We start from the raw sequence: 14,317 nt of genomic DNA on the forward strand, positions 1-14,317 counted from the left end.
CATCATTAAAATGACTGTAGCGCTATTCTTTAAAATCTGTGGATGAGGAGAGTTCCTTCCAATATTGTATATATTTAGTCAGTTCCGCAATTTTGTTTTCGGCTCTCTGGGTGGCATCACTTCCGAGGAATAGCAATACCGGAGGATTTGCATGATCTGCCAGTTTGATAAAAACGTCTGCTACCTTCTCAGGGTTTCCTAATTGTTTACCATCCATTTCATTCATTCTTTGATGAGCTGTCCTCAGGAACTGATAATCATCGATCTGATTTTGACTGAAAGCAATAGAATCCGGCTTGGCAAAATGGGTACGGAACCACCCGGGCAAAACTGCTGTCACAGAGATTCCCAATGGCTTCAAATCATTAGCCAGCGCTTCTGATAAACCTGCTACTGCAAATTTTGCAGAAGAATACATACTCCAGCCCAGCCCGGGAGCAAAACCGGCAATGGATGAAATATTAATAATATGTCCGGAACGCTGATTTCTTAAATAAGGCAATGCCTGTTGAATGACTTTTACAACAGCAAAAAAATTAATCTGAAAATTTTCTTCAATTTCTGTGTTGCTTACTTCTTCTATAGCTCCACCCAGCCCATAGCCGGCATTATTCACTACAACATCCAGCCCTCCAAACTCCTGAACTGTTTTTTCAATAGACTGTGCGATAGATTGTTCATTTTTTAAATCCACTTCCAGAGGAAGAAAATTTTCCGGATTCACATCTAGTTTCTCCAATGCTTCAATGGTCCTTGAAGTGGCAGCCACTCTGTGCCCATTTTCTAAAAGTTTTTTAACCAATGAAAAACCTATTCCTTTAGATGCTCCGGTGATATACCAGATTTTTGTATGACTCATGAATTTTATTTTTTCACAAAATTACCGCATACATTCACCGGTATTTTGTCATATACAAACCAATAATTGTCAAATTCAAACCCTTCTTATACTTGTGGGGCTGCTGTCTGTCTGCTTCTTAAAAAAGTTATTAAAATGGGATTGATCTTCAAAGCCCAGCACATAGCTGATTTCTGAAATATTCCAGTCTGTATATTTTAAAAGAACCTTGGCTTCAGAGATTAGCCTTTCAAATATATGTTCTGTAGTGGTGCGGCCTGTCTGTTTTTTTATGGCCCGGTTGAGATAATTGACATGAATACTCATCCGATCGGCAAAAGCTTTTGGAGAGCGCAATTCGAAACGCTGAGCTGTTGATTCAAGAGGAAACTGCCTTTCCAGCAATTCCATAAACACAGTAGTGACTCTAAACGATGCATTGGTCTGCCCAGAAGCTGTATTGACGGGCTGCAACTTCATCCCATAATAGATCAGTTCACTCACATAGTTTTTAATGAGATCATATTTATAGACAAAGTCTGAATCAATTTCTCTGATGATCTTTTCAAATATCGTTTTGATTTCTGACGTTTCTTCTTCGTTTAAGCTGAAAACAGGATGTGTACCTGCCGCAAACAAAGGAAGTTCGAATAGATTCAAACGAAAATTCCCTTTAAAAAACTCATCTTTAAAAACACAAAAACAACCATGAGTCCCTGCTTTCAAAGGTTCATAGGTATAAGGCACATGAGGATTAAAGAAGAGTAAAGTATTACCTGTAACCGGAATACTCCGGTCTCCGTAATGAAATATATTGTCACCACTGAACAGCATAATTTTATAAAAATCTCTTCGGATAAAGGTGGGTGAGGAAGTATGAGAGCTTATTCTGTCTTCAATTCTAAAGACATTAAAATGGCCGTCATTTTGGGGAAAATCACTTGATAGTGCTCCATATTTATTCCTGTAAAACTCATCAAGGGTCTCGGTAGTTTTTGCCATAGCCTTTATTTTCCTGTTAAAATTTATACTTCTAAATGCATATCAATAAAACATTGTAATGCTCTTGACTGCGGTCCGTCTTTTCTAAAAACAAGTATGGTATTCATCGTTCCCAGCTGCTTATTCAGTCCATAGGTTTTAATTCCTCTTCCGGCATAATATTTAGTAACCACTTCTTCCGGCAATATGCTGACTCCCAACCCTGCTTCCACAAAGTTGATGACTCCTTCAATAGAATTCAGAACTGTACTTTTGTAGTTAAGAATTCCTTTGTGGCTTAACCAGGATTCTAACCTTTCCCTGAAAATACAGCCTTCATCAAAAACCACTATTTTCAAGGGTTCTTTCTCCATCAATGTCTGCAGATTCGAGCCTTTTGAAGAAGTAAGAATCACAAGCTGCTCTTCCTTAATGCAGATTTTTTCCAGTCCTTTGGCATTCACAGGAGCAGAAACAAAGGCAGCATCCAGGTTGTAATTCAAAACATCAGACAGCACTGAATCTCTGGTATCTGATTTGAATTCCAGCTCAATATCCGGATATTTTTCATCAAAAGTATTGAGGATTTCCGGAACTTTCAGCGCCATTGTTGTTTCTATACAACCTATTTTCAGACATCCTCTGATATTATCACCACTCTGGATATTATTTTTTGCTTCTTCTACCAAGTGCTGAATCTGTTTTGAATACTGCATCAGGATCATCCCTTCAGAAGTAAGCTCTACTCTTCTGGATGTACGGGAGAAAAGCTTTGTATTAAACTCATCTTCAAGGCTTTTTATTCTTGCCGTAACGTTGGACTGAACCGTAAACATCACAGTAGCTGCCTTTGTAAAACTTCCCGTTTCAGCGACGGCTTCAAATATTTTTAAATCATTAATGTTCATCTTAATTAATCATTATTAGTGATTTAATTTATTACAATTAATCGTTTTTAATAATCAAATATCCGTATTAATTTTGGACTATCAAAAAAAATAAATGAAAATAATTTCAAGACAATTTATTGCAGGTGTATCAGTTGCCCTTTTCACCGGCACTATGACACTGGCACAAACCAATCAAAAATTACATGTAAATAATCACATTATGGAAAATCACCCTGTCCACTACCGCAACATCAAAGTCAATGATTTAAATCTGTTTTACAGAGAAGCAGGTCCGGCCAATGCTCCAACGATACTTCTTCTGCACGGATATCCTACCTCATCTCATATGTTCAGAAATCTGATCCCGATTTTAAGCAAAAAATACCATGTCATAGCTCCGGATCTCCCGGGATTCGGTTATTCTGATGCTCCGGATCATAAGGAATTCTCTTATACTTTCGACCATCTTGCAGGAACGGTAGAGGCATTTGTAGAAAAGCTGAATATGAAACGTTTTGCCATTTACATCTTTGATTATGGCGCTCCGGTAGGTTTACGCCTCGCCATGAATAATCCTGAGAAAATTACAGGGATCGTTTCACAAAACGGAAATGCCTATGAAGAAGGATTAAGCAATGAATGGAATCCGATCCAAAAATACTGGCAGGACACAACGGAAGCCAACCGTCTTGCATTAAAAGGTTTTGTATCTAAAGAAGTGACTCTGTTTCAGTACCAGCATGGTGTATCTGATCATTCTTTGATCGCCCCGGAAGCCTACACTCTAGACCAGAAATTCCTTGACCGATCGGGAAATATAGAAATTCAGCTGGATCTGGTGAAAGATTACAGAACCAATGTGGCTTTATATCCAAAATTCCATGAATATTTCAGAAAGTATCAACCCAAATTATTGCTGGTATGGGGAAACAAAGATCCTTATTTCCTTCCTGCAGGAGCTGAAGCTTATAAAAAGGATTTACCGGAAGCGAAATTAAAATTTTATGACACCGGACACTTTGCTCTGGAAACAAACGCAGAAGAAATAGGTGCAGAAATTTTTGAATTCATGGGAACATTACCTCGATAGTGACTATAAGCTATTGAATCAATTTAAGAAATAAGCGAAACATTTCATTATGAAGACAATTGTCATTAAAAACTATGGCGGACCTGAAGTTCTGCAACTTGCGGAAACGCCTGTTCCTATTATAACAAACCCTTCTCAGGTATTAGTAAAAGTAAGGGCTACTTCGATAAATCCTCTTGATTATCAGGTAAGACGGGGAGATTATGTGTCATTTTTCGAACTCCCTATTATAACGGGTCATGATATCGCCGGTGATATTATTGCAGTAGGTGGAGCGGTCAAAAAATGGAAATCTGGTGATAAAGTCTACTATTCTCCTCGCTTTGGCAGCTCTGGCAGTTATACGGAGTATCACCTTACTGATGAGTCTTCATTATCCAGAATGCCGGATAACATCAGCTATGAAGAGGCTGCTGCCATTCCACTTATTGGAGGAACGGTTTGGGAGATGCTTGTGGTAAGAGCTCAATTGAAAAAAGGAGACAGCATTCTCATTCTTGGCGGTGCAGGTGGCGTAGGAACTCTTGCCATACAAGTCGCTAAGGCATTAGGTGCTTTTGTCTACACTACCGGACAAAGCATTCTGCATGAGGAATTAAAAAACCTTGGAGCAGATGTTGTTATTGATCACCATAAGGAAAACTGGATTGAAGAAATACAAACCTACACTAAAGGAAAAGGAGTTAATGTGATTATTGATACTGTAGGAGGAACAACACTTTCAGACAGTCCGCTTGCTTTAGCGGATTATGGTTCTGTGGTAACGCTGGTAGATATTCCACAACCTCAAAACCTCATCAATGCCTGGGAAAAAAATGCAACGTATCATTTTGTTTTTACCCGACAAAGCAGAGATGAGCTGCATCACATCACTGAATTAATTGAAACCGGACACGTAAAACCTGTGATAGATAGTATATATCCGCTTGAAGAGGTTCAAAAAGCCCATCAGAGAATAGAGGATTCGAAACGGGAAAAACCTCTGTTTGGTAAGATTGTATTGTCAGTTTAGTTTTTCTCATAGAACTTTTCGGAACTATTTATTTCCAGCTCTTTTTCGGGAAGAAATATTTCATTACATCATCACACACATGATCCGTTTTGTAGCAAATCATTATATTTGAAAAAACATCATAAAACCTGTTTTCTTTGAATTAAAATATGGAAAAGACACTGACGCCAGAACAATTAAAGCTTATCACCTTAAACAGTCAGGGATTAACACAAAATACACCGTTTGGAACCGGAAAGTCTGCAGTTCTGCATGCTTTAGAGCATCTCGGATATATTCAGATTGATACGTTATCTATGGTAGAGCGGGCTCATCATCATACGCTCTGGACAAGAATTCCTGATTTTAAGGCAGACGACCTGGAAGACCTGGTAGAGGAACGTAAAGTATTTGAATATTGGTTCCATGCAGCGTCCTATCTTCCTATGCAGGATTTCAGATATGTTTTGCCTCAAATGCTGACAATCAAAAGAGGGGAATCCCGTTACTACAACGCTGATCCTAAAGTGATGAAGTATGTAGTAGACACCATCCGCAATGAAGGCCCAAAAAGAGCAAGAGATTTTGAAAATGAAAGCCATAAAGCAGGAAGCTGGTGGAATTGGAAACCTGCCAAACTAGCTCTTGAAAGGCTTTTCATGCAAGGTGATCTGATGATCAGCGGACGTTCCGGAATGCAGAAGACCTATGATCTGGCTGAAAGAGTTTTGCTGCCTTCTACGAATATCACAGAACCTACTCCACTTGAGTTGGCAGAATTTCTGGTGAAGACCAATCTGAGAGCGTATGGATTTACGACGTTAAAACAAATCACTCACCTCAGGAAGGGAAATGATTTAAAGACGAATGTCAATAAGGTTTTACAGATGATGCTTGAAGAAGATACAATCTCAAAAGTGACTATTGAAGGAGGACCTTCTGCTTTTGTTCAAAATGGAATACTGGAAAAAACATTTGATCAGGCAAGTCCCAGCGTGTGGCTGCTTTCTCCGTTTGACAATGCCATTATTCATCGGGAGCGGATCAAACAGATTTTTGATTTTGATTTCCGCCTGGAATGTTATACTCCAAAGGAAAAAAGACAGTATGGTTATTTCTGCTTACCTATCCTGTTCGGAGACCAGTTTATCGGAAGGGTTGACTGTAAAGCTCACAGAAAAGAAAAAAAGCTGGAACTTATTCATTTACACATTGAAAACACTGCTATGGACCTTGATTTATGGCTTAAACCTTTCGTAGAAACCATAAAACGTTTTGCTATTTTCAATAGTTGTGAATCTTTGGTTCTGACCAAAGTAAGTCCATCAAAGCTGGGTTCTTTTGTAAAAAAGGAATTGTCCAAATTAAAGTTTAAAAAATAATTGAGATCTATTAAAAAACAAATCGCACGATTGACTTCAATAATGCGATTTTATTTTTTAGGAAAACTCCTGTTAGTTTAGTTTCTGATTTGTTTTCTGAACAAAATCATTCCATTGCTGGTTCAAATAAGTTATTGCTTTCTTTTTTTCACCATCATTCATAGAAGAATAATTAATGGAATTGAAAACCAGTTTTTTCAATGCTTTCACATCCAGTTCCCAATACACTTGGGTAACCCAGAAATCATAGCTCAGACCTGTATATCCGTACACCGATGGATCATCACTGCTGATAGAGCATTGTACTCCGTTGCTTAATAAAACCCTTGCAGGATGGTTTCTTAAATCACTTACATATCCTAAAACCTGATTACTGATCGGGCTTACTTCCACCAGTTTATTTTGTTTTCTGATCTGTTCCATGGTTTTTGGAAAGTAAATAAGATTCAGTCCGTGACCAATTCTTTTATTATTTAACAGAGCAACATCCAGAATATTTTTATTCAGGATAGAATTGCTTTCTCCGGCATGAAGGAAAAGAGGCAGTTCTACGCCGTATTTTTTACTAAGTCCGTTCATTTTTGCCCAGCTTTTTTCAAAAAAACTGATATGATGTCCCGCAGCTTCATCCGCCACAAGATCAAAGCCAGAGATCATATCCGGAAATTCTTTCTTCATTTCAAATGCCGTTTCCAGCTGCTTCTCAATACTTTCATTATCTAAGAATTTAAAACTTGAATAGATCAATTTAAGGGTGAACTGCGGATCTGACTGATGTACTTCTTTAAGAATATCCTGCAGATCTGTAATAGTAGTTTTCAAAGGATATTTTCCATGCTGAAAATCATAAAGTTCATCAAAAATATATCTGATTTCTACGTGCTGTACTTTATCTTTTATAAGATCCTGAAATCCTTTCAGATAATATGCCTTAAAGAAAGGACGGTACGGGAGCAGCAGACTGATACGCTTAAAACGTTTTTCAAATTCAATCCAATAATCTGTGTAAGAGCACAGATTGTCTCGTCTCAATGTAAGAAGATCCTGCAGTTCTTTTTCAAAACCAGTGGTTGAGGTCAGCTTTTTATCCAGACTTACAAAACCGTCCGGAACTTTTCCTTTTTCAAAAAAAGCCAGCTGTCCGAAAATGTACTGATCATTATCTTTCTGATCAAAAACATAGCATTCCTGATATTTTCTAGCGGTTGAAATAATCCATTTCACATCTGTAATTCCCCCGCTGTGGGTATGCAGCAAACCTCCTTTTGGCATGGTCTGAAGAATTTCAAACAGTTTACTGCCTTCTATTAATGGTTTTAACTCATTGAAAGAACTGTTATATAAAGATTTCTTCTTCGTTTCTGTATCACTGATAAACTCTTTACGGATCTGGAAGAGTTTTTTATCCAAAGCCATTTCTGCATCAGACAATTTTATATCAGCATCAAATGCCATTGCCGCATTTTCTTTCTCTGATAACTCCAGATTTTGTTGGTATACAGACTTTTCAGTCACTTTACCTTGCGCCCAAAATAAGGGTGCTCCAAAAAGTGATATATAAATAAGGTATTTTTTCATCATAATAAATATTGGAGGGGTTTGTAGTATCAGTTATGTTTTAACTGATAAAATAAAAGTAGCTTGTTATAGCAAAAATTGTGCAAAATAAAGCTAATTCAAAAATAAGATTAATTTTATTAATATCCCTCAAGTAATTATTATGCTTTAATGGTGTTCTGACGTGATTCACTTACAGCCTCTGAAGCAGGTAATAATTGTAACATGACACCTACCATAACAAGGCAGATCAGGACGCAAATGATCCCAAAATGATACGCCGTCTGCCAGCTCTCTTTTGAAAAATAGAAAAATACACCTCCAATAACGCTTACTCCTAATGCGGAAGCGGTCTGCTGAAAGGTAGAATAGATTCCGGCCGCACCTCCTGCATATTGTGAAGGAACATTTTTAAGGGCAACATTCAATAAGGACGGAAGAACAAGACCATTTCCAAATCCCCACATCGCCATTAATCCAATAATCAACCCGGTACTGATTCCCGGTTTCCAAAGTGTCATCTGGAGATAAAATGCGATAAATAGAATTACCACGCCTACCTGCAATACTCTCTTTCCGTATTTTACGATCAGGCGTGAAGCCATTACAGACGAAACGACAAATAAGATTCCCGGTGCAATAAAGTATAAACCGGAATCCAGTGCTGAAATTCCAAGTCCGTTCTGAAGATACACTGCGCTCAGTAGTAAATAGGCGGTATGAAGCATAAAGTGAAATAAAACGGCCGTCAGCCCGATATTAAAATCTTTTATTTTAAAGAGTCTGACATCAATCAAAGGGTTTCCGTTTTTACTCAGTTTCTTTTTTTGATAATAAATAAATATGACAAACAGAATAAAAGAGAGTAGTAAAAGTCCGAAACTCCACAAAGGCCATCCGGATTCTCTTCCCTGAATCAAAGGATAAATGAGAGAAAACAGAGCAAAGGTTAAAATCACAATTCCTGTGTAATCAAATTTTGTACTTTCATGTTTAGGTGTTTCAGTAACGTATTTATGGGTTGCCCAAAGGGTTATAATTCCGATGGGAAGGTTAATGAAGAAAACCAGCCTCCAACCTTCTATCACCCAATGCGTATCGGATAGATAACCGCCCAGTACTTGACCAATTGCAGCAGCTGTTCCCAGAGTAATTCCGTACAATCCAAATGCTTTTGCCCGCTCTTTAGTATCCGTAAAAAGGACCTGAATAAATGCAATGGTCTGAGGCACCATAAAAGAAGCACTTAATCCCTGAAAAAATCGGGTGACATTCAATTGAAATGCTGATTGCGACAGTCCACATAAACAGGATGTTACTGTAAATGCCAGCATTCCCCAAAAGAACACTTTCTTCCTTCCGAAATGATCTCCTGCCCTTCCTCCGGTAATCAGGAAAGCGGCATAACCTAAAAGATATCCGGCAATCACAAACTGCATTTCTCCATCGTTTGCATGAATCCCTTTTTTAATGGTGGGAATGGCTATGTTGATAATAAATACATCAATCACGGAAAGTAAAGGGGCAGCCAGAACAATGATCAGCTCCAGCCATTTATTATGGGTAGTTTTCATTTTAAATTAATTTTTGAATAATTTTTTTGGCAGATTGTATCTCGTCCGGTTTTTTAAAAACGGAAGCTGTGACAATAGAACCTTCCAGCATTACGTAGATTGTTTCCGCCAATTCCTCATCAGAAAGAATATTTTTGTGACCGGAATTTTTGACCAGTGTTCTTATAAATTCCTTGCTGTGAACTTTTGTTGCCTGAATTTCTTCCAAAACCCTTGGGTCACTTGTTCCCGCTTCATCATTGGCTTTAATGAAAGGACAGCCTCCATACTGCCTGATTTCCTGCCGCCTGGTGTGATGATCAAAAATGGCCAGCAGTTTTTCCTTTGGATCGCTAACTGCATTTACACTGGCTTCCAGCCTGCTGAACCAAAGCTGATGCATACGCTGAATATAAGCAATCAACAAATCAGTTTTTGTTTCAAAATGCTTATACAATGAAGCTTTTGCAATATCAGATTCACTGATAATCTGGTTAATTCCGGTATTACTATACCCTTGTTCGTAGAATAATTTTTCTGCGGTATCTAAAATTTTGTCAATGACAACCTGTCCTCTCTGTTTCATGAAGCAAAGGTATACAATAAATAGACAAAGTTGTCTATTTATTATTTTAGCTTTTCTCTATTCCCTTTATTGATTTTTGCTTTCAACATCCCAAAAAGCCCATAACATCAATGTTATGGACTACTATTTTTCAAAATTATTTTTAATATTTTACTGAAAAGAAGTTCTGAACGCCAAGGGAGAAAGACTGGTTTTATTTTTAAACAGTTTGGTAAAAGACTGCGGGTGTTCAAAACCTAATTCATAAGCAATCTCACTTACAGATAAACTGGTGGTAGAAAGCTTTTCTTTTGCTTTAACAATAAGTTTATCATGAATAAACTGCTGGGTGCTCTGCCCTGTAAGTGTTTTTAATAACCGACTGAGATAATTGGGAGAAATTCCAAGCTCATCGGCAACAAACTGTACTGTAGGTAATCCTTTTGAGATCAAATCATGATCATTGAAATAATCCTCCAGCAAAACTTCCAAACGATTCAGAATGGTATGATTGGTCATTTTTCTGGTGATAAACTGACGCTCATAAAATCTTTCGGAGTAATTGAGTAAGGTTTCAATATGGGAAATGATAATATTCTGGCTAAACTTATCGACCATCGAATGATATTCCCGCTCAATATTTTCTATAATTCCATTGATGGTAAGTTCTTCTTTTTTGGAAAGAAACAAGGCTTCATTCACTGAATAGTCAAAAAAATCATACTGGTTTATGGTCTTCGCCAGTGAAGTATGCCATAGAAAATCCGGGTGAATCAGCAGCATCCAGCCAGATTGGTTTTCCTGCACGTTGGGATCTGCTTCTATTCTGAAAATCTGGTTTGGGGAAATAAAAAACAGCGTTCCTTCATCAAAATCATATTCCTGCTGGCCGTACTTCAACTTCCCATTCATACCTATTTTTAAAGAAATCTGATAAAAATCCAGCATCCAGTTGACATCACCTATATCGGCGGGTCGCTTTACCTCTTTATAATCAATCACACTGATCAACGGATGTTCAGGAGGAGGCAATCCCCTAGAACGGTGAAATTCTGTGATGGTTTTTATCCTTTTTATTGCCCGCTGTTCCATATCTATAAAATTACAAATTGTTTTTGCAGTAAACTTTTGTTGTAGCACTTTTTTCCCACAGATGACACAGATTTTCACAAATATTTACGTTAATACTATTATTTTCAAAACTTATTTGAACTTCTCTGCGTAAAAGTTTTCTCTTTATTTTAATTAAATACTTACTTCTTTTGCTGTTTATTTTTTACCACAGATAGCACAGATTTTCACAGATGTTTGTAGTTAAAGTAGTGCGTTGTTTTATTCTTATGTGTACTTTTCAGCGTAAGAATATGGCTCTTCATCTTACTAAAATGTTTAAAACTTTTGTGACTTTTGTGGTTTATTTTTACCACAGATAGCACAGATTTTCACAGATGTTTGTGGTTAAAGTAGTGCGTTGTTTTATTCTTATGTTTACTTTTCAGCGTAAGAATATGCTCTTCGTCTTACTAAAATGCTTAAAAAATTTTGTGACTTTTGCGGTTTATTTTACCACAGATCGCACAGATTTTCACAGATGTTTGTGGTTAAAGTAGTTCATTATTCTATTCTTAAGTGTACTTTTCAGCGTAAGAATATGCTCTTCGTCTTATTAAAATGCTTAAAAAATTTTGTGACTTTTGCGGTTCACTATTTACGCTTCATTATTTTGATAGGCTTCAGCAAATTCTTTTGCAAAGTCTGTCAACTTTACTTTTCCCAAGACAGGTTGATGCTGATTATAATCTTCGTAGAGAATACCGCTGCCCTGGCTTGCCTGAGTTTCTACAAAACCTTTAGCCACCTGTTCATTGAACCCTATATCCAGCCAGTTTTTCAATAATTCTTCATCAGAGATTATTTTCCACTCAAGGTCCGGCTTTCCGATTGACTCTCCCAAAGCTTTCGCAATTTCATTAGGAGAAACTTCATCGCTCGCTACATACCGTACCATTCTACCCTCAAATGGTTTTTCTGTTTCTTCCGCTACAACAGCTGCAATATCCAGTGGAGAAACCCACGGCTCTTTTTGATCTCCTCCCCAATTGGAAATAATAGCTCCTTTATTTTTGATCGTGCTGATGAATGAAAACATATTGAAATAAATGCCTACCGGACGAATAAACTTAATAGAAACATCATCCGGAAGTTGTTTCAGAATCTGCTCTACATAATAGTGAAACACAATAATACCCGTTCCTTTATCCGTATGTGCTCCGATGCTGCTGAGATGGATAATTTTCTTTACGCCCGAACGTTCCACAGCCGTTTTGTAATGACGACCAATTTCACTGATTTTTTCAATAAAATCAATGTTTTTATCAAATAGATCACCTGCTGCTTCCATGGTTTCCATCAGATACACAATATCTACCCCAGTGAATGTTTTGGTGAGAAAATCAGGGTCAAACATACTTCCTATAGCAGCTTTTGCGCCCAAAGCTTCAATGGCTTCCCTTCTCTTTTCAGTACTACTGATCACCGTTACGGAGTGTCCTTTCTCTACCAGTTCTTTTGTAAGTGGTTTTCCGATGTTCCCGATGGAACCTGTTAAAACAATATTCATTTCTTTAATTTTTTGTTGAGGTAAAATTCCGAAATGCCTGTAAAGAAGACTTCGCCGGATCTATCTTCTTCTTAGCCAAAAAAAGAAAATCAGAAAATCAGATGTATTTTTTTCAGCAAACAGAGCACTTTTTAACACTTTTTTAATCTATAATGATTGCACCTGGTAAGAACTTTACCTACCTTTGCCTCTGGGATGCGGAAAAGATTTTATCAATATTTGTACAGCTTATTATTTGCGTGGCTTACCGTTTTAGGATGGTACTACGGGCAAATTCAGCAGTATATTTCAACGGATATTTCTTCTGATCTTCATTTTACCACTGATCTTCTTGTTCATCAGAAAAAAAGCTTCAAAGAATCTTTTACCTTTCTTAAAAACCATGAGGCCAATGATGCTTACAATGTCAGCCATCCCCGCTACAACAAAATCAGAGCAAACCTTTCTGAAAATGATAATGAAAATGACGACAATGTAGAATCATCGGGTTCTACAGAACTTATTGCTCTTTTCAAAGATGGCTTCTGGCATCTTATTTCAGGCTTTGTCACTACATTTCACAACAGACAAATTGCTGTTTCACTTTCTCAATCAGAACATTTAAAGACCTTACATGATGATCTGTACCTCCAGTACAGGGTCATCCGACTGTGATTTTATACTAATTTTTTCGAAAACCTTATCTGCTTTCATTCTTTATGATGAGAGCCGGTAACTCTATTTTTTCAATTATAAATTATTATAAAAACAATATTTATCATGGTCAAGAAAAGTCTCATGTATATCAACTTGTGCCTTATTTTCTTGTTTGTAGGCTGTCAATCTGAAAAAAAGGAAAAAACAGAAGCAGCGTCATTCAACGTTACAAGCCCTCTTATAAAAGATACTTTAGTCAACAAAGATTATGTTGCGCAGATCCGTTCTATTAATCATATTGAGCTTCGTGCCCAGGAAAAAGGATACATCCAGTCTATTTATGTAGATGAAGGGCAGTTTGTACAGAAAGGGCAGCTGATGTTCAAAATCATGCCTAATCTTTACGAATCTGATGTAAACCGCGCCAAAGCGGAAAGCAAATACGCAGAAATTGAATATCAGAATACCAAAAATCTTTCTGACAAAAATATCGTTGCTCCACAGGAAATGGCTATGGCTAAAGCAAGATATGAAAAAGCCCAAGCTGAGCTTTCTTCAATGAATACTCATTTGAGATTCACAGAAATCCGTGCTCCGTTTACCGGAATTGTAGGAAAATTACACGTAAGAAAAGGAAGTCTTGTAGATGAAGGTGAGCTGGTAACGGAACTTTCAGACAACAGCAAGATGTGGGTATACTTCAATGTTCCTGAAGCTGAATATCTTAATCAGATGGATGCGAAAAAAGATAACAATCCATTGCATGTACGTTTAAGAATGGCCAATGGCAAAGAGTTCACACAAGACGGTATCGTACAAACCATAGAGTCTGATTTTGACAATGAAACTGGAAATATCGCTTACAGAGCTACTTTCCCGAATCCAAAAGGACTGTTGAGATACGGTGAAACCGGAAACATTGTTATTACTTCACCTTATGCCAATGCAATGATGATTCCACAGAAAGCGACTTTCGAAGAGCTGGAAAAGAAATATGTCTATGTGATTGGTAAAGATGGTAAAGTACATGCAAGAGAAATAAAAGTAGCTGCCGAATTACCTCATATTTATGTAGTTTCTTCAGGACTTGGAAAGGATGAAAGAATTCTTCTTGAGGGTCTTAGAATGGTACAGGAAAACCAAAAGATCAGTTCAAAGTACCAAAAGCCTGAGAAAGTAATGTCGAACCTGGATCTGTACGCCGAGTAACCCAA

Annotated in this window: 13 protein-coding genes; 5 read left to right on the forward strand and 8 right to left on the reverse strand. The window is 37.4% G+C overall.

Annotated features, from left to right (window positions below):
- Nucleotides 1-22: 22 nt before the first annotated feature.
- The 3 genes from ACMA47_RS19560 to ACMA47_RS19570 all read right to left on the reverse strand — a co-directional run bounded on the left by ACMA47_RS19560 (nt 23) and on the right by ACMA47_RS19570 (nt 2,727).
- Entirely contained in the window at nt 23-859 is an 837-nt protein-coding gene (locus ACMA47_RS19560; protein ID WP_413931125.1) for an SDR family NAD(P)-dependent oxidoreductase, read from the reverse strand.
- Nucleotides 860-934: 75 nt separating this feature from the next.
- Nucleotides 935-1,840: a helix-turn-helix domain-containing protein gene (locus ACMA47_RS19565; RefSeq protein WP_413931126.1), complete on the reverse strand. Its 906-nt coding sequence runs from the start codon at nt 1,838-1,840 to the stop codon at nt 935-937.
- A 23-nt stretch (nt 1,841-1,863) separates the two neighbouring features.
- Nucleotides 1,864-2,727, reverse strand: coding sequence for a LysR family transcriptional regulator (locus ACMA47_RS19570; protein WP_413931127.1), 864 nt, complete (start codon nt 2,725-2,727; stop codon nt 1,864-1,866).
- A 94-nt stretch (nt 2,728-2,821) separates the two neighbouring features.
- Between ACMA47_RS19570 and ACMA47_RS19575 the strand changes: the two genes are divergently transcribed.
- From ACMA47_RS19575 to ACMA47_RS19585, 3 genes are all read left to right on the forward strand, one after another.
- On the forward strand, nt 2,822-3,799 hold the full coding sequence (locus tag ACMA47_RS19575; protein ID WP_413931128.1) for an alpha/beta fold hydrolase: 978 nt from the start codon (nt 2,822-2,824) through the stop codon (nt 3,797-3,799).
- Between the two features lie 49 nt (nt 3,800-3,848).
- Entirely contained in the window at nt 3,849-4,811 is a 963-nt protein-coding gene (locus ACMA47_RS19580; protein ID WP_413931129.1) for a zinc-binding dehydrogenase, read from the forward strand.
- A 149-nt stretch (nt 4,812-4,960) separates the two neighbouring features.
- Nucleotides 4,961-6,172, forward strand: a complete 1,212-nt coding sequence (locus ACMA47_RS19585; protein ID WP_413931130.1) for a winged helix-turn-helix domain-containing protein — start codon at nt 4,961-4,963, stop codon at nt 6,170-6,172.
- A gap of 72 nt (nt 6,173-6,244) precedes the next feature.
- Here ACMA47_RS19585 and ACMA47_RS19590 read toward each other — a convergent pair whose 3' ends face one another.
- The 5 genes from ACMA47_RS19590 to ACMA47_RS19610 form a co-directional block, all read right to left on the reverse strand.
- Nucleotides 6,245-7,753 carry an adenosine kinase gene (locus tag ACMA47_RS19590; RefSeq protein ID WP_413931131.1) on the reverse strand — a complete coding sequence of 503 codons (1,509 nt, stop codon included), beginning with the start codon at nt 7,751-7,753 and terminating at the stop codon, nt 6,245-6,247.
- Nucleotides 7,754-7,890: 137 nt separating this feature from the next.
- Entirely contained in the window at nt 7,891-9,303 is a 1,413-nt protein-coding gene (locus tag ACMA47_RS19595) for an MFS transporter (RefSeq protein WP_413931132.1), read from the reverse strand.
- Between the two features lies 1 nt (nt 9,304).
- A complete protein-coding gene (locus tag ACMA47_RS19600; RefSeq protein ID WP_413931133.1) occupies nt 9,305-9,868 on the reverse strand; it encodes a TetR/AcrR family transcriptional regulator in 564 nt (187 codons plus the stop codon).
- Nucleotides 9,869-10,018: 150 nt separating this feature from the next.
- The gene (locus ACMA47_RS19605; RefSeq protein WP_413931134.1) at nt 10,019-10,939 is read right to left on the reverse strand and encodes an AraC family transcriptional regulator; all 921 of its coding nucleotides are present in this window, start codon (nt 10,937-10,939) and stop codon (nt 10,019-10,021) included.
- A gap of 616 nt (nt 10,940-11,555) precedes the next feature.
- Nucleotides 11,556-12,467, reverse strand: coding sequence for an SDR family oxidoreductase (locus ACMA47_RS19610; RefSeq protein WP_413931135.1), 912 nt, complete (start codon nt 12,465-12,467; stop codon nt 11,556-11,558).
- A 219-nt stretch (nt 12,468-12,686) separates the two neighbouring features.
- On the opposite strand from ACMA47_RS19610, the gene ACMA47_RS19615 reads away from it, so the two are divergent.
- A complete protein-coding gene (locus ACMA47_RS19615; protein WP_413931136.1) occupies nt 12,687-13,121 on the forward strand; it encodes a hypothetical protein in 435 nt (144 codons plus the stop codon).
- A gap of 105 nt (nt 13,122-13,226) precedes the next feature.
- Nucleotides 13,227-14,312, forward strand: a complete 1,086-nt coding sequence (locus tag ACMA47_RS19620; RefSeq protein ID WP_413931137.1) for an efflux RND transporter periplasmic adaptor subunit — start codon at nt 13,227-13,229, stop codon at nt 14,310-14,312.
- Nucleotides 14,313-14,317: the final 5 nt, after the last annotated feature.

This window comes from Chryseobacterium sp. T20, assembly GCF_047345655.1.
Taxonomy (GTDB): domain Bacteria; phylum Bacteroidota; class Bacteroidia; order Flavobacteriales; family Weeksellaceae; genus Chryseobacterium.